The 16,487-nt window shown below is 39.1% G+C and carries 15 protein-coding genes, 1 tRNA gene and 1 pseudogene; 5 read left to right on the top strand and 12 right to left on the bottom strand.

The window, feature by feature from the left end; genetic code table 11:
- Positions 1-196 precede the first annotated feature (196 nt).
- Positions 197-474: pseudogene (locus GBN19_RS12360) on the bottom strand (transposase); the annotation flags it as partial.
- A 148-nt stretch (positions 475-622) separates the two neighbouring features.
- Here GBN19_RS12360 and GBN19_RS12355 point away from each other — a divergent pair.
- Positions 623-1,099 carry a hypothetical protein gene (locus GBN19_RS12355; protein ID WP_151778358.1) on the top strand — a complete coding sequence of 159 codons (477 nt, stop codon included), beginning with the start codon at positions 623-625 and terminating at the stop codon, positions 1,097-1,099.
- A gap of 29 nt (positions 1,100-1,128) precedes the next feature.
- Here GBN19_RS12355 and GBN19_RS12350 read toward each other — a convergent pair whose 3' ends face one another.
- Entirely contained in the window at positions 1,129-2,454 is a 1,326-nt protein-coding gene (locus tag GBN19_RS12350) for a hemolysin family protein (RefSeq protein ID WP_151778357.1), read from the bottom strand.
- Between the two features lie 119 nt (positions 2,455-2,573).
- Entirely contained in the window at positions 2,574-3,563 is a 990-nt protein-coding gene (locus GBN19_RS12345) for a LysR family transcriptional regulator (protein ID WP_151778356.1), read from the bottom strand.
- A gap of 523 nt (positions 3,564-4,086) precedes the next feature.
- On the opposite strand from GBN19_RS12345, the gene GBN19_RS12340 reads away from it, so the two are divergent.
- Positions 4,087-5,691, top strand: coding sequence for an isocitrate lyase (locus GBN19_RS12340; protein WP_151778355.1), 1,605 nt, complete (start codon positions 4,087-4,089; stop codon positions 5,689-5,691).
- A 138-nt stretch (positions 5,692-5,829) separates the two neighbouring features.
- Here GBN19_RS12340 and GBN19_RS12335 read toward each other — a convergent pair whose 3' ends face one another.
- Both GBN19_RS12335 and map read right to left on the bottom strand, forming a co-directional pair.
- Positions 5,830-6,135 carry a hypothetical protein gene (locus GBN19_RS12335; protein ID WP_151710810.1) on the bottom strand — a complete coding sequence of 102 codons (306 nt, stop codon included), beginning with the start codon at positions 6,133-6,135 and terminating at the stop codon, positions 5,830-5,832.
- A 270-nt stretch (positions 6,136-6,405) separates the two neighbouring features.
- Entirely contained in the window at positions 6,406-7,239 is an 834-nt protein-coding gene (map, locus tag GBN19_RS12330; protein WP_151778354.1) for a type I methionyl aminopeptidase, read from the bottom strand.
- 218 nt (positions 7,240-7,457) lie between these two features.
- On the opposite strand from map, the gene rpsB reads away from it, so the two are divergent.
- Together rpsB and tsf are read left to right on the top strand one after the other, a co-directional pair.
- Complete coding sequence (gene rpsB / locus GBN19_RS12325; protein WP_151778353.1) at positions 7,458-8,204, top strand: 30S ribosomal protein S2; 747 nt, start codon at positions 7,458-7,460, stop codon at positions 8,202-8,204.
- 142 nt (positions 8,205-8,346) lie between these two features.
- On the top strand, positions 8,347-9,222 hold the full coding sequence (gene tsf, locus GBN19_RS12320; protein WP_151710803.1) for a translation elongation factor Ts: 876 nt from the start codon (positions 8,347-8,349) through the stop codon (positions 9,220-9,222).
- A gap of 397 nt (positions 9,223-9,619) precedes the next feature.
- Here tsf and GBN19_RS12315 read toward each other — a convergent pair whose 3' ends face one another.
- From GBN19_RS12315 to GBN19_RS12285, 7 genes are all read right to left on the bottom strand, one after another.
- Positions 9,620-10,228, bottom strand: coding sequence for a septal ring lytic transglycosylase RlpA family protein (locus GBN19_RS12315; RefSeq protein ID WP_151710804.1), 609 nt, complete (start codon positions 10,226-10,228; stop codon positions 9,620-9,622).
- Positions 10,229-10,513: 285 nt separating this feature from the next.
- Positions 10,514-11,515: a lytic murein transglycosylase B gene (gene mltB, locus GBN19_RS12310; protein WP_151710805.1), complete on the bottom strand. Its 1,002-nt coding sequence runs from the start codon at positions 11,513-11,515 to the stop codon at positions 10,514-10,516.
- Between the two features lie 15 nt (positions 11,516-11,530).
- Positions 11,531-12,673 (bottom strand): rod shape-determining protein RodA, encoded by a 1,143-nt coding sequence (rodA, locus tag GBN19_RS12305; protein WP_151710811.1) that lies wholly within the window; start codon positions 12,671-12,673, stop codon positions 11,531-11,533.
- 131 nt (positions 12,674-12,804) lie between these two features.
- Positions 12,805-13,458 (bottom strand): hypothetical protein, encoded by a 654-nt coding sequence (locus GBN19_RS12300; protein WP_151778352.1) that lies wholly within the window; start codon positions 13,456-13,458, stop codon positions 12,805-12,807.
- A 28-nt stretch (positions 13,459-13,486) separates the two neighbouring features.
- Positions 13,487-14,302: an NADPH-dependent 7-cyano-7-deazaguanine reductase QueF gene (gene queF / locus GBN19_RS12295; protein ID WP_151778351.1), complete on the bottom strand. Its 816-nt coding sequence runs from the start codon at positions 14,300-14,302 to the stop codon at positions 13,487-13,489.
- Complete coding sequence (locus tag GBN19_RS12290) at positions 14,299-15,072, bottom strand: ABC transporter permease (RefSeq protein WP_151778350.1); 774 nt, start codon at positions 15,070-15,072, stop codon at positions 14,299-14,301. Before GBN19_RS12290 ends, queF begins: the two co-directional genes overlap by 4 nt.
- Entirely contained in the window at positions 15,069-16,004 is a 936-nt protein-coding gene (locus GBN19_RS12285; protein WP_151778349.1) for an ABC transporter ATP-binding protein, read from the bottom strand. The genes GBN19_RS12290 and GBN19_RS12285 overlap by 4 nt, the downstream gene beginning before the upstream one ends.
- Positions 16,005-16,185: 181 nt before the next feature.
- Here GBN19_RS12285 and GBN19_RS12280 point away from each other — a divergent pair.
- A tRNA-Arg gene (locus GBN19_RS12280) sits at positions 16,186-16,261 on the top strand.
- The last annotated feature ends 226 nt before the right edge of the window (positions 16,262-16,487 follow it).

Below are 16,487 nucleotides of genomic sequence, written 5' to 3'. Positions count from 1 at the left end.
TTCTGTCCAACATGGTGTACTTTAGCAAGTTGTTCAAAATCCTGTCGCACAACAGGTTTAATTAGCTCATAAAATACGGTATTCTGATGTGACAAAACCTGAATCCTGGTCGTTAAAGTGTTTGTTTGCACTCATATTTTAACTGTTAGGACTCAGGTTTTTTTATTTAAAGCAAACTATGGGACAGCAGTGAGTACGCTGCTGCCTTTTTTAAAAATTCACGTTCCATTTCAGCTGTTTTGAGCTGTTGTTTAAGCTTCTTATTTTCTTCGAGTAAGGCGTTTAGATCGGACGAATACTGTTTTGTGCCTGCTAAAGTTCCAGCCTTTGCTTTGTTATTCCAGTTCGAAAGGGTTTGCATTGAAATGCCAAGTTGTCTAGCGGATTTCGATACATTACCTTGGTTCTCTTCAATGGCTTTTATATGGCTTCAGCTTTAAATTCTGCGGTGTAAGTCTTCTGTTTCTTGCTCATGGTAAACTCCTAATGAGTATGTATAGTTTACCAAGTTAAACCCTCCTGTTTTTTAAGCACATATCAAAATATGGTTGGTTGAAAAATACATGGTGCTTGTTCGTGTGATGCAACGTATAATTTATCACTGATTTTTTGGAAAGATAACATGAGTCTTGAGCAACAGTTAATTGCCTTAAAACAGGTTGAATTAGCAAAAACAGCGAACCAAAGCTTGCAGCGTAGTAATAAAGCACAGCGCCAAGAAAGCTATAAACAAGCTTTGCTTGATTTAAATCAGGCATTTGAAGAGTATTTGGTACAGGCAGTTTTATTGGCATTTCATTTGAATGCAGGGCAAGCGAAAAAGGTTCGTTATAAAAAAGATCGTATTCGTGTTTTTAAGCAACATGGTATTGATTATGCTGCGATTGATGGTGCAGAAACTGCACAGGTTTTATCTTGGATTGCGCAAAGCATTGTGTATGAAGATGCAATTGTTACGCATGATTTAGACAATACTTTCCCATTTTGGAAAGAAGGTTTTCCAATGGTGCAGTTTGATAATACCTATAAGGTTTTGGTTGAAGATATCCAACTTCATTATGAAATGATATTGGATCAGCTTATTGCGTTACAGCATTAAAAAAATCGCCTCATTTGAGGCGATTTTTTTTAAGCTTCATCTACTTGAATAATAGGATCAGGCTTTTCTAAAATTCGAGTCACTAAAAGCTGGTCAATCTTAAAATGATCAACATCGACCACTTCAAACTTAAATCCTTCATATTCAACGCTATCGGCAGGGCGTGGAATTTTGCGTAGACGGTACATCATAAAGCCCGCAAGGGTTTCGTAATGTTCTTCATCTGGCATGCTATCTATACCAAGCGCATGTTTCATATCTTCAATTGGCGTACTACCATCAATTAACCATGAGTTGTTATCACGTTTAATGATTTGCTGTTCTTCTTCAATTGGGGTTACCCAGTCACCCATTACGGTAATCATAATGTCTGATAGTGTGATAACACCAACAACAAGCGCATATTCATTAATAACAACCGCAAACTTCTCTTTGCTTGCTCGAAAGCGATCAAGCAATTCAGATAAGGTTAATGAGTCAGGAATGGTGAGTACGGTACGAATTGTTGATTCATTCAGCTGATTAATGGATTGATTATTGAGAATGCGAACCAAAATATCTTTGGCATCGACATAACCAATCACTTGATCAATTGTTTCATTACACACAAGAAACTTTGAAAAAGGATATTCAGCCAGTTTTTGGCGGATACTATGTTCTGATTCGTTGAGTGTGAAAAACACCACATTTTCACGAGTCGTCATACTCGAAGGAACATTACGTTCTTCAAGTTCAAATACATTTTCAATAAAATGATGTTCTTGTTTTTGCAAGACACCTGCCTGAGCACCTGCATCCATGACGGCTGAAATATCATCAAAAGTAATGTTATCTTCGCGGGTGGTATTGACTTTAAACAGGCGAAATAACAAGTTGGCAATGGCATTAATAATCCATGCTAACGGTTTGCACACTTTAATGAAAATTTGGATCGGCTCAATCACAGAGATCGAGATTTTTTCAGGTGCAATCATTGCCAAACGTTTTGGCATAAGATCGGCAAATAAAATAAATAAAGAGGTTACGAGGGTAAAAGAGAGTGCAAAACTAATTGTTTCTGCCCATTGCCCTGTATAAAAACGGTTCACTAAATTAAAAAAGTAGGGTCGAAAAGCACCTTCACCTAAAATACCTCCTAAGATAGCAATCGCATTTAAACCAATTTGCGATGCCGCGAAGAAGTCAGCAGAGTTTTCTTGTAGATCAAGCACTTTTTGTGCGCGTTCTTCACCTGATTCGGCCAAAATTTTTAATTTGACTTTACGTGCACCTGCAAGTGCAATTTCAGTGAGAGCGAGAAAACCTGCCCCTGTAATTAAGACGATGATGATGATGATGTTCTGAAACAGACTCACGGTACACCTGTCATTATAGATTATTCATTATCCAATATTTTTTATCACAAAAATAAAAGAGGTGATACTCATTCATATCACCTATCATAACAAATTGTTGATTATTTTGTAGTCAAAGATCAATAGTGGGAAAACTGTGAATTATTTATCAAAAATTCACGATTTTCTTCTTCAATCATTTGTCGAGCTACGTAGAGGATGAGTTGGCGTAACCAGCGGTGGGCAGGGTGATGATGCAGTAAAGGACACCATGCCATTTTTAATTCAATTTCAGGAATATAAAAAGGTGGATCTTTAATGATCAGTTCCTGACTTTTGGCTTGTAGGCGTGCAATACGTGTTGGTAGTGTTGCAATAAGATCAACATTTTTAGCCAGTAATGCAGGCATTTGGTAGTGGCGTGTAAATACTGAAATTTTACGCTTTTGACCAATACGCTCTAAAGCTTGATCAATCCAACCTAAACCAGCTTGTTTATCGGGATTGACGCCAAATCCAATTCCCATTCCTGTTTTAGATACCCAAATATGATGTGCATCAAGGTAGTTCTTTAGGTTTAGGTTGTTGGCATTTGGATGTTTTGGATTGATTAAACATGAAAAACTGTCACGCCAAACCAATACTTGGTGAAAACTTTGAGGGATTTCATTGAAGCGGTTAATTGCCAGATCAACTTTACCTTGTTCCATATCACGGTAAGATACATCACTCGGTGTTAAGAAATCGAGCACAACATTGGGTGCTTCAGAGCGTAATGCTTTGACTAAACGAGGGACTAAAGTCGCCTCAGCATAGTCAGAAGTCATAATACGGAAAACGCGATTACTGGTATAAGGTCTAAACTCGGTGCGTGGTTCTAAGATCATTGAAAGATCAGAAAGAACATCACGAATACGAGGTTGTAACTCTAAAGCGCGCTCTGTTGGGGTCATGCCTTCAGATGAGCGAATGAGTAACGGATCATTAAATAGTGTTCTCAATCTACGTAAAATGTTACTCATCGCAGGCTGGGTTACACCCAATTGCTCCGCAGCACGAGTGACATTTTTCTCGCGTAATAAAACGTCAAGATAGATTAATAGATTAAGGTCAACCCGCTCCAAATTCATAAAACAAAATACCGAATATAACCGCATGAAATTAGTTGCAAATTATGCCATAAGCAAATGCCTTTGTGTGAAAATATCCATAAAAACCCTGAAACTTTACAAATGCTCTGTCGATTTGATTGATTGTTTTTCCATCTTCTTGAGTTGCATAAATGATGAAATATTTGCTGAAAAAACCAGCAACAAAAAGCCTGTAAATACGTGTTGAATATGATTTTTAAAACTACCATACTTTAGTCGAATGAATGAAAAAGATGTTTTTTGACTGTTTTTACTCTACGATTTAAAATAAAAAATCTTTTAATTTCATTTATTTATATTTTTACGTTTTAACTATAATACGACTTTGATCTATATATTTTCTAAATAAATAGTGAGGATTAGTCGTGAATATTGGATTTAATTTTTTTTACATTCTAATCTGTGTTCATCAAGCCGGAATGATCAAAAACAAACCACTCTAGTAAAAGTGAAATTTGATCATGAAGCGTTATGAGAATCCTAAAATTACAAGGAACCAGTCATGACTACATACCAAACAGCGATTGATGCAATCCGTGAGTTGAAAGCAAAATTCGGCAACACTTGGGCTGACATTAGCCCAGAAGATGCTGCTCGTATGCAAATGCAAAACCGTTTTAAAACGGGCTTAGATATTGCTAAATATACAGCTGCAATTATGCGTCGTGATATGGCTGCTTATGATGCTGATTCTAGCAAATACACTCAATCTTTGGGTTGCTGGCACGGTTTCATCGCACAACAAAAAATGATTGCGAACAAAAAATACTTCGGTACAACTGAACGTCGTTATATCTACCTTTCTGGTTGGATGGTTGCAGCGCTTCGTTCTGAGTTCGGTCCACTTCCTGACCAATCTATGCACGAAAAAACTTCTGTACCTGCATTAATCGAAGAAATCTATACTTTCTTGCGTCAAGCAGATGCGAAAGAATTAAACGATTTGTTCCGTGCACTTAAAAAAGCACAAGACGCTGGCGACACTGCTAAAGCGGCTGAAATCACAGCTCAAATCGACAACTTTGAAACTCACGTTGTTCCAATTATTGCAGACATCGATGCTGGTTTTGGTAACGAAGAAGCGACTTACTTGCTTGCTAAGAAAATGATCGAAGCTGGTGCTTGTGCACTACAAATCGAAAACCAAGTATCTGACGCGAAACAATGTGGTCACCAAGCTGGTAAAGTAACTGTTCCACACGAAGACTTCATCGCTAAAATCCACGCTTTACGTTATGCATTCTTAGAAATGGGTCTTGACGACGGTATCATCGTTGCACGTACTGACTCTGAAGGCGCTGACTTGACTCAAAAAATCCCAGTGGTTAAAGAGCCAGGCGACATCGCTTCTCAATACATTAGCTACTTAGATACAGTTGAAATTGACATTGCTGATGCTCAAGAAGATGAAATCTTGATCAAGCGTGATGGTAAACTTCACCGTCCAAAACGTCTTGCTTCTGGCTTATACCAGTTCCGTGAAGGCACTCAAATTGACCGCGTTGTACTTGACTGTGTCACTAGCTTGCAAAATGGCGCTGACCTTCTTTGGATCGAGACTGCGACGCCTAACGTTGAAGAAATTGCTCACATGGTTAACCGTGTACGTGAAACAGTTCCAAATGCGAAACTTGTTTACAACAACTCTCCATCATTTAACTGGACGTTAAACTTCCGTCAACAAGCTTACGACCGTTGGGTTGCTGAAGGTAAAGACGTTTCTGCTTACGACCGTGCTAAATTAATGAGCGCTGAGTACGATGCAACTGAATTAGCTGCTGATGCTGATGAAAAAGTGCGTACATTCCAAGCAGATGCTTCTCGTGAAGCAGGTGTGTTCCATCACTTGATCACACTTCCGACTTACCATACAGCTGCGCTTTCTACTCACGAGCTTGCTCAAGGTTACTTTGGTTCAGAAGGTATGTTGGCTTATGTTGCTGGCGTACAACGTAAAGAAATCCGTGGTGGTATCGCTTGTGTGAAACACCAAGCAATGGCAGGTTCAGACATCGGTGATGATCACAAAGAAATCTTCTCTGGTGACAACGCTCTTAAAGCGCACGATGATGCTAAAAACACAATGAACCAATTCGCTGCTCACTAAGTTGTAGAATTGATAAAAACCCTGCGAAAGCAGGGTTTTTTTATTTTAAGAGAAAACGAACATATTAAAAAATATTTAGAGTGGATTAATTATCATATTTTGATAAAGTTAAAATATTAATTTTCCTGCTAATTGGATTTATAATACTCCACCAATGGATTGGCATGCATCTTTATACAGTTCGTATTGTTGATTAACAACCTCATCAAGAGGGATATTAAATAGTTTTTCTCCATCTTTATAATGCTGAATATAATCAACAGATTTTTGCTTAGTGACGGTCAGTGTCTGCTCATGGAAACTATTAATTGGACTAATACTACCTTCGTAATTATGACAGTTAAAATGTGAAAGAATTAGTTCAGAACGCTTTACTTCGTTGGAATTAGTGAATAGACAAGCAGATAGGCAGCAAGCAATTAAAGGAATGATCAAAAGTTTCATGGCAGTAAGGATAATTCTGGGCTGCGATATTTTAAGCATATTTTGAGTATTGGTTGAGTTGATCTGTTTTTTAATTGGCTCTTTTTTGTCTGAATAAAGTAACAAAAGATAATCTTAAAATATGAGAGTGTTAATGAATAAAAACTTTATTTTAAAAATGAGAACTTGTTCTTGTTTTTATATCGAGCATGTATTTTAGAATAAAAATAAATGCGTTTAGATCGATATTGAATAGGCACAAAAGCCATAATAGACTTTTGTGCCTGCATATTATTCAGGCTGAATAAAGCGTGCTAGGTCTTCTTCAGGACGGGCTGTTAAAATCTCAGCTCCCGTTGGAGTAACTAGAATCGTATGTTCATATTGAGCAGATAATTTATGATCTTTGGTTACGACAGTCCATTTGTCACCCAAGGTCTTGGTTTGCCAAACACCCGCATTCACCATCGGTTCAATGGTAAAAGTCATGCCTGCTTCTAAACGCATCCCCGTATTTTTCGTACCATAGTGTAAGACTTGAGGTTCATCATGGAAAACTGTACCAATACCGTGACCACAATATTCACGAACAACACTGAAACGTTCTGATTCCACATATTTTTGAATGACCGCGCCAATATCGCCAATGTAAGCACCTGGTTTTACAGCAGCAATTCCGCGATACATCGCCTCTTGAGCAACATTGCACAAGCGGTTTGCTAAAATAGAGGTTTCACCACCCACGATGTACATCATGTTGGTATCGCCATGATAACCATCTTTAATCACAGTTACATCAATATTGAGAATGTCACCTTTTTTAAGAATTTTATCGGCAGATGGAATACCGTGGCATACAACATGGTTCACAGATGTGCAGATGGTGTGTTGAAAGGCGGGGCGACCAGGTGCAGCACCATAACCTAAACAAGCAGGAATCGCATTTTGAACATTGACAATGTAATCGTGACAGAGGGTGTCTAACTCAAGGGTGCTTACTCCAGGTTGGATATGTGGTTTGATCATATCCAATACTTCTGCCGCCAAACGCCCCGCTACACGCATTTTTTCAATTTCATCTGGTGTTTTGATTAGGCGGCGTGGAGCTTCGTAAGTACTGTTCATAAGGCTTAAAAACTTTTGGTAATTTGTGTGTGACTATGGTATAAATATGCACCCATTTTATCAAATGCTTTTCGTGAATAAATTTATCATTCATCGAAGCTTAGTTAAAATGTGGTTTTAAAAATCCGCACATATGTCGACACATTACTCTGGGTGCCCGAAACAGGGTGGAGAATGAGGACGTATGGAGGCTTAACCCAAACATTTAAGGTAATAAAATGGCAGATTACAACGTAAGCATGCGCGACCTTCTACAAGCTGGCGCACACTTTGGTCACCAAACTCGTTTCTGGAACCCAAAAATGCGTCAATACATTTTTGGCGCTCGCAACAAAATTCACATCATCAACCTTGAGCACACTGTTCCTGCGTTAAATGATGCTTTGAACTTTGCTAACAACTTGGCTAGCAAAAAGAACAAAGTTTTGTTCGTTGGTACAAAACGTGCTGCTTCTAACATCATCTGTGAACAAGCTCAACGCGCTGGTCAACCATACGTAGATCACCGTTGGTTAGGTGGTATGTTGACGAACTGGAAAACACTTCGCCAATCTATCAACCGTTTAAAAGACCTTCAAACTCAATCTCAAGATGGTACTTTTGCTAAACTTACTAAACGTGAAGCTTTAGAACGTACTCGTGAGATGGAAAAACTTGAACGTGCTTTAGGCGGCGTTAAAAACATGGGTGGTTTACCTGACGCATTGTTCGTAATTGACGTTGACCACGAAGCAATTGCGATCAAAGAAGCTAAAAACTTAGGTATTCCTGTAATCGGTATCGTTGATACAAACTCTAACCCAGACAACGTTGATTACGTTATTCCTGGTAACGATGATGCGATCCGTGCAGTAACACTTTATGCTTCTGCGATGGCTGATGCGATCCTTGCTGGTAAAGAATACGCTCAATCTCAAGCGAATGCACAAGCAAAAGGCGACGAAGCTGCTGCTTCTGAGGCTTAATGCGTTTTGACGCGGGCTTGTCATTTTTGCGACATATAGCGGTGGCAAATTAAGCGTCGAGAAAGCAGACGGTCCAGAGTTTCTTTGGGCCGTTTTTGTTAAAAAAAGATTTATATTTTCTACCTGATTTTAGGAGATTCACATGACTGCAATTACTGCAAGCATGGTTAAAGAATTACGTGACCGTACTGGTCTTGCAATGATGGAATGTAAAAAAGCTTTGACAGAAGCGAATGGTGATATCGAATTAGCGATTGATAACCTTCGTAAATCTGGTCAAGCAAAAGCAGCTAAAAAAGCTGGTAACATTGCTGCTGACGGTGCAATCACAATCGCTCAAGACGGCAACAAAGCAATTCTTTTAGAAGTAAACTGTCAAACTGACTTCGTTGCTAAAGATGCAAACTTTGCTGGTTTCTCTGCACAAGTTGCTGCTGCTGCGCTTGCTGCTGGCGAAACTGATGCTGCTAAAATTGCTGAACTTAAACTTGAAGATGGTGCAACTGTTGAAGAAGCGCGTATTGCTCTTGTTCAAAAAATCGGTGAAAACATCCAAGTACGTCGTGCTGCAATCGTTGAAGGTGAAAACCTTGCTGTTTACAAACACGGTTTAAAAATCGGTGTAGTTGTATCTTATACAGGTAGTGCTGAAACTGGTAAAGGCATTGCAATGCACGTTGCTGCATTCAACCCAGTTGCTGTTTCTGCTGAAGATGTTCCTGCTGAGCTTGTTGCTAAAGAGAAAGAAATTGCTGAAGCGAAAGCAATTGAATCTGGTAAACCAGCAAACATCGTTGAGAAAATGGTTTCTGGTTCAGTTGAAAAATACTTGAATGAAGTTGTTCTTGAGCGTCAACAGTACGTGATCGACAACGACAAGAAAGTTGCTGAAGTATTGAAAGCAACTGCAACGACTGTTGCTCAATTCGTTCGTTTCGAAGTAGGTGAAGGTATTGAGAAAAAAGCTGAACTTTCTTTTGCTGAAGAAGTTGCTGCTGCTCAAGCTGCTGCAAAATAATTGAAAAATTATTTTGAGTAAAAAAAGCCCGAATAGGGCTTTTTTTATGCCTAAATGAAATGACTTAAGATTAAAAGCTTCTGTTTTGAAAAATGCTAAAAATTTCAGCAATTAAAGTATGGAAAAACCAATAAATCAGATGAAATTGAAAGGCATAAAAAATCAATGCTATTTCTTTGCGTCTAAAATCGCATATTTGGATGATTTAAGAAAAAGTGCTAGGGTTATGAGTCTAAGTCTACTTATTGTGCTTAAAACGCAAAACAGCTTCAAATAACTCATATAAAAATGAGAGATTGAGCACAAATTGTCTTATTCGAGAATTTTTTCAAATTTTAGCAACAAAAAAGCCACATAAAATGTGGCTAAAAAATGTCAAAACAGTTGAGGAGATTTTTTAAGAATTTGGACCGTCTACACGTTCAATATTGACTCGTGCTGTACCTGAGTTGGTTACACCAATTTGTTTTGCAGCAGCATAAGATAAATCAAGAACTCGGTTGCCATGGAATGGACCACGGTCATTTACTTTTACGATGACACTACGACCATTATCTTTATTGGTAACACGAATATAGCAGTTCAACGGTAAGCTACGGTGAGCTGCGGTTAGTGCATTCATATCAAAAGTATCGCCATTGGCAGTTTTACGACCATGAAATTGGCGACCATACCATGATGCAATGCCTGTTTGGCTGAATTTACGAACGGTATTTGATGCAACAGTATTTAAGCGGTCGATGACAGAAGGTTCATCTTCTGGAACTTCAACTTTGGCTGCTAAGGTTTGGCGACGAATTTTATCACCAGAGCGCTCAGTAATTGAAAGGCTGTTAAGGTTTGGTCGGTAAATAGTTTGTGAAGCATTTTTGTTAATGACGCGAGCTGCAAGACTAGCACCGTCATTATCATTGTTACTTGATGATGACTGAACCATATCAGCTTGCGTTTGCGTCAGGGATACGCAAAAGGTAATAGCGAGCAGTGATTTCACTGGAAAACGCATGAATATAATCTCCTTAAGGCATCTTAATCATCAAAATAAGCGTTTGAAAACTAAGAGAACCTGCCTAAAACTTGATGTGTTCAACTGTATTTGACGCTAGGGATAATATTCATGTCGCTAGTGAGGTGTCTAGTATTAATTGGCAAAAGTTTACAAAAAGGACGAAAACACTACATCTATTGATCGATAAATAATCAATATTGTAACAATTAATTAAAATAGCCTGAATTGGAATCAATTTTCATTGAAAAATACTTGACTATTTTAATTTACTTTATTTTTACACTAACGATTTGTAATTTCTGTGCCCAATTGCCACACTGCTGTAGCATACATACGGCTCTTGTTATAGGTCGTAATCACCTGAAAATTAGGGTATGTGATGTAATAAATTGCACCATTATAATCTTGCAGTTGGATGACATTGGTGAGTTCTAAATCATCAATCTTGATCATGGGATTGAGTGGTGTAATACCTTGCTGCTTTAGCACGCCATAAGGCGTTGGCTGATTTAAATCTTTGGCGATGACAGCTTCAGGTGTTGTACCTGTGTAGCGTGCTAGAAAGCCAATTGGTTGATCACGTTGCCAACCTTGTTGTGCTAGGTAATTTGCAATAGAACCAATGGCATCGGCAGGCGAGTTGCGTAAGTCAATATGCCCATTATTGTCATAATCGACCCCATATTTTCCAATATTACTTGGCATAAATTGCGGATAACCAATTGCACCTGCATAGGAACCTGTAATGCTGCTCGTTGGATAGCCTTCTTTGTATGTCCATGCGATCAATGCACCAAGTTCATCTGCAAAATAATCAGCCCGTCGTGGGTAACCAAATGCAAGTGTTGCTAAAGCATCACGGGTGATGATGGAGCCTTTGTTGTTACCAAAGCCTGTTTCAACACCCAAAATTCCTAAAATCACCGCTTGAGGAACACCAAACTGCTGTTCTGCACGATTCAATACATCTGCATATTGGTCACGGAAACGTACTCCACGTTGAATAGTTCCTTCGGTCATAAACATTTCCCGATAGGCATACCAAGGTTTACTTTCGCCTGGTTTTTCCATCAATTTCAAAATGTTTGGACGGTTTTGAGCACCCAACATTGCCCGATCAATCTGATCGGCACTCAAGCCATACTGCTGCATGGTTTTTAGTTTAAAATTCTCGTAATTTGGGTTGTTAATAAAATCATTTGCCTGACAAAAAGAGGTAGAAAAAACTGCTGTAGCGGTGAGGGCTAAAATTTGACAAGTTTTATGTAATTTTTGTTGCCACATAGATGTAAGTCCGAGTTAGCGATGTGTGTGAATCGACATGACAATCCCAAAAGCTGTCATTAAAGTAATAATTGCAGTACCGCCATAGCTCATAAATGGCAATGGCACGCCCACTACAGGTAAAATACCACTGACCATGCCCGCATTTACAAAGACGTATATAAAAAACGACAATCCATAAGCACCAGCCAGCAAACGTCCATAATTATGGAAGCACTGCATGCCGATCTGGAAGGTTCGGCAAATAATCGCAAAGTAAAGCAAAATCAGAATGGCGACCCCAATTAAGCCAAACTCTTCAGAATATGCTGCGATAATAAAGTCGGTATGACCTTCAGGTAAAAAGTGCAAATGCGATTGAGTTCCTTGCAAGAAGCCTTTTCCTGAGAAACCGCCCGAACCAATTGCAGTTTTTGATTGAATGATGTTCCAGCCTGTTCCTAAAGCATCTGCTTCGGGGTTGAGTAAGGTGAGTACCCGTTGTCGTTGGTAGTCATGCAGTAAAAATTCCCAAGCAATTGGAATAAAAATACCTGCACCTGCCAATGCCGCTGCAATAATTTTCCAAGATAAGCCACTGAGAAATAATACAAAAACGCCACTTCCAAGAACCAGTAGTGATGTACCTAAGTCAGGTTGCTCTGCAATAAGAACAAAAGGGATAACAATGAGAACGAGTGTTGCAATCACTGTTTTGAGATTGGGTGGCAGCGCTTGCCGTGTGAGAAACCAAGCAGCCATCATCGGCATTCCGAGTTTCATAAACTCACTGGGCTGTACGCTACCAATACCTGGAACATCAATCCAGCGTTGTGCTCCCATACGGACTTCACCAACCACTTTTACAGCAGCTAAACAAAGTACCCCAAAAATATAAAAATAGGGGGAGAATGACTGGAAGACCTTGGGCGGAATTTGGGCAATCATAATCATGACCAAAAAACCTAAACCAAAACTGATCGCTTGTTTGCTCACCAGTCCCATATCTTGCGCAGATGCACTATATAAAACGGTGAGTCCAAGTAGGGCATTTAAAACTAAAAAAGAACATAGCCAAGGGTCGATATGTAAGCGTTGCCAACGGGAAGGTTGCATAGCAGTACTCAACCCATCACGAGGAGCTTGACGTAAAAATTTGTATTGCGGACTTGGTGCCATAATGGATGAAAAGCGAGTAATAAGCAGCAAGTGCGAATGCTAACATACTGGACTTTTTAGGCAATCTCTTTGCACATTTAGCAATAAAAAAACCTAGCCTAAGCTAGGTTTTCGATAGTCTAAAAATTGACTTAGTGGAAAAATAAACCATCATGATATTCTGCGAGAACTTTGAGCTCACGTTTGTTCAGATGTGGAATAATTTTATCGATGGCAATATGTACAGCCTTGATTACTGCGGAACAGCCCAAGTCTGATGCTTTACGTTTAATCATGCCTAAATCTAGGGTGTGATTAAAGTCATGCATATAATGTCGCACAGTTGCTTCTGCAAACATTTTGTAGCTTTCAGCAAGTGCATGAGCATCGATTTTTTCTCCTGCCTGAATTTGTGCAAACTGATGTTTTAAATTAGTCACCAAACCTGCATCTAACTTTTCACCTAAACGCCATTGTCCATCTGGTGCTTTAAATAGGCTTTGTTCGGAGAATTCGATAGATTTGCGGACAACATCATTCGGAGCTTTACTGAGTAACTGCTTAGACAGTAAAAAATGGACACTGGATTTCACAAAATGCGCCAGTTTTTCTGTGGTTTCACGTTTATCCGTTTCAGGAAAACGATGAATCAGATTGGTCACAATCGCATCGATAATTTCATCATTGACTTGCAAAGCAATTTCATCACGCAAGGGATACAAAGGTTCTTTCGAGTCCTTCTGCGCAATTGCAGTTTGAATCTTGTTGAGTAAACTTTCAGATGGAATAAAACCGAAAAAAGCCATAATTAAACCTCAAAATTCAAATGGATGATTATTGTCGAGCAAGACGGACAGGGGTTTCTGGTAACCATGCTAGGTGAGATACACGGCATGGGTTGATGTCTAGTCCACCACGACGAGTATAAGCCGCATAAACCATGAGTTCTTCAGGCTTGAGCATTGTCCAGATATCCGCATAGATTTGTTCAACACATTGCTCATGAAAACCATTGTGCTGACGATATGAAATAATATAAGCCAATAAACTTGCAGGACAAATTTTTTCACCACGGTAGCGAATGAAAATGGTTCCCCAGTCAGGTTGTCCTGTCACAGGGCAATTGCTGCGTAATAAGTTTGAGTAATATTGTTCTTCAACAAGCAAACCTGAACCGACATGTTGTAACAAACTGGCATCGGGATGCTCAGATAACTGTTCTGGCGAAAACTGATCTAAGCAGCGACCTTGTGGTTGAGATACTGACAAGTCATTTGCATCAATTAGGCTGAGTTGAACAGGTGCTTCAGCTGCTGTAGATAAATCTTGTTCAACAGTTTGAATCAGTTCTTCAGTTGAAGCAAAACGCATAAAGTTCAGACTATTAAAGTAGAGTTTGAGCGATTTGGATTCAATCAAATTGGGAGAAGTTGCAGGCAATCGTAAACGACCAATTGCAACTTGTGGAATTCCCTGAGCATTTAACCAAGACAGTTCAAACACATGCCACCAGTCATAACCTTGCTGAATCCCTGCAACATCTGCATAGTTTTCGCGTGAAAGGCTACGAGAGATTGGAAATAAAATCTCAGGTTGGTAGGTTGTTGGATAATGGGTGTCTTTACCCAATAATGATTTTTCTACGCTCATTCACGAATTCCTGAACCACGTGATAATAAATAGTAAGCAGCTGCATAAAACGCCAAGCAGAATCCTGTGATTGCTGCAAGGGAAATACTGACATTGACATCGCTATGACCCAAAATGCCATAACGGAATGCATTAACCATATAAACGATTGGGTTGATCAACGACAGTGTTTGCCAAAATGGGCTTAATGCACTAATCGCATAGAATACACCACCTAAATAAGTCAGTGGAGTTAACACAAAGGTTGGAACAATCGAAATATCATCAAATGAACGTGCATAAATCGCATTAATAAAGCCAGCAATTGAAAATAGCAGGCTGGTAACGATCACGGTATATATCGTTATAAATAAGTTGTGAATATGCAGGTCAGTAAAAAACAGGCTCACTAGGGTGACAATTAAACCCACCAAAACACCACGGCAAACGCCACCAATCACATAACCCCACAAAACTAAATAAAGTGGTACAGGGCTCATGATCAGTTCTTCGATGCTTTTTTGGAACTTGGCACTAAAAAAACTTGAGCAGACATTGGCATAACTGTTGGTGATTACCGCCATCATGATTAGACCTGGCACGATGAACTGCATATAGGTGAAACCACCCATTTGACCAATGCGAGATCCGACCAAATTCCCAAAGATCACAAAGTACAAACTCATAGTGATGGCTGGTGGAAGCAAAGTTTGTGGCCAAATTCGCATAAAACGACGAATTTCTTTACGAACCAGTGTCCCTAAGGCAATTTGCAATTGGGTAAAGTTCATGCCGATGCCTCCTGTAAGTTTTTCTCGACCATTTTGACAAATAGTTCCTCAAGGCGGTTGGCTTTGTTGCGCATACTTTTAACTTGAATGCCTAAATTTTCAAATAACTGGAAAATCTCGTTGAGATCGTGTGATTTATCCATCGTCACTTCTAGAGTCAGACTGTCAACCAAATGAAAACGAATTCCAATAAAGTTGAGTTCAATCGGTTCAATCGGCTGCGATAAATCAAAAATAAAGGTTTCTTCATTGAGCTGACTTAAGAAGGCTTTCATGCTGGTATCTTCTTTAATCACGCCGTGATCAATAATCGCAATACGACGACACAGCATTTCAGCTTCTTCTAAATAGTGTGTGGTCAAAATAATAGAGGTTCCATTTTCATTCATTTCAGTGAGGAAATCCCACATTGAGCGACGCAGTTCAATATCCACACCAGCAGTAGGTTCATCGAGAATGAGAAGTTTTGGTTCATGCATCATGGCGCGCGCAATCATTAAGCGACGTTTCATACCGCCTGAAAGCATACGCGCCTGCATATTACGTTTTTCCCAAAGCCCCAGTTTTTCTAGATAAAGCTCAGCACGCTGCTCAGCAATTTTCTTGGGAATGCCGTAGTAACCTGCTTGAGTCACCAAGATATCAAAGGTTTTCTCAAAATGACCAAAGTTAAATTCTTGTGGAACAACGCCTAAGCATTGCTTGGCTTTAGATGCATCGGTATCGAGGCTATGACCAAAAATTTCAACTTGTCCTGAAGTCTTACGGGTTAGCGAGCTAATAATGCTAATAGTTGTCGACTTTCCAGCACCATTTGGCCCAAGAAGTGCATAAAACTCACCTTCAGGTACAGTTAAATTGATGCCTTTGAGGGCTTGGAAGCCATTTTTATAGGTTTTCGATAACTCTTTCAGCATTAATGCATCAGTCATGAAGTTCTCACGTGTTAATAGACGCATATATTGTGAGCGATCTAGTCGGATAAACCAAGTAATCTAAATGCAATTCTTCGTTGCACAGATAAAACTGTTTAAAGCTTAGTCATTAAGCCAAATAGAAAATCAATCTGTGCTTTACCTTATGATTTTTTTTGTTATGATGGGCGACTTAAACGCGCTCATAGCTCAACTGGATAGAGTACAGGTCTCCGAAGCCTGTGGCGTGGGTTCGAGTCCCGCTGAGCGCACCATTTTTGAAAAATAAATTATTAAAAATCAATAGCTTAAATTTATGCACAAGTGTATATAAATTGAGTTTTTAGCCAAAAAATTCCCATTTCATTCCCATATTTTCGTAGTTTTTGAGTATAAATTAGTCAAAATACCCTCAAAGAGAACATCCAAAAATAAATTGGGGATAGCAATTTTTTGAGGTAATAAAGTAATATTTTTCTATTTCATATTATAAATCAGTAC

Source organism: Acinetobacter brisouii, from assembly GCF_008993995.1.
GTDB lineage: Bacteria > Pseudomonadota > Gammaproteobacteria > Pseudomonadales > Moraxellaceae > Acinetobacter > Acinetobacter brisouii_A.
Note: the sequence above shows the minus strand (reverse complement) of the source record. Positions and strands in the feature narration are given on the sequence as shown.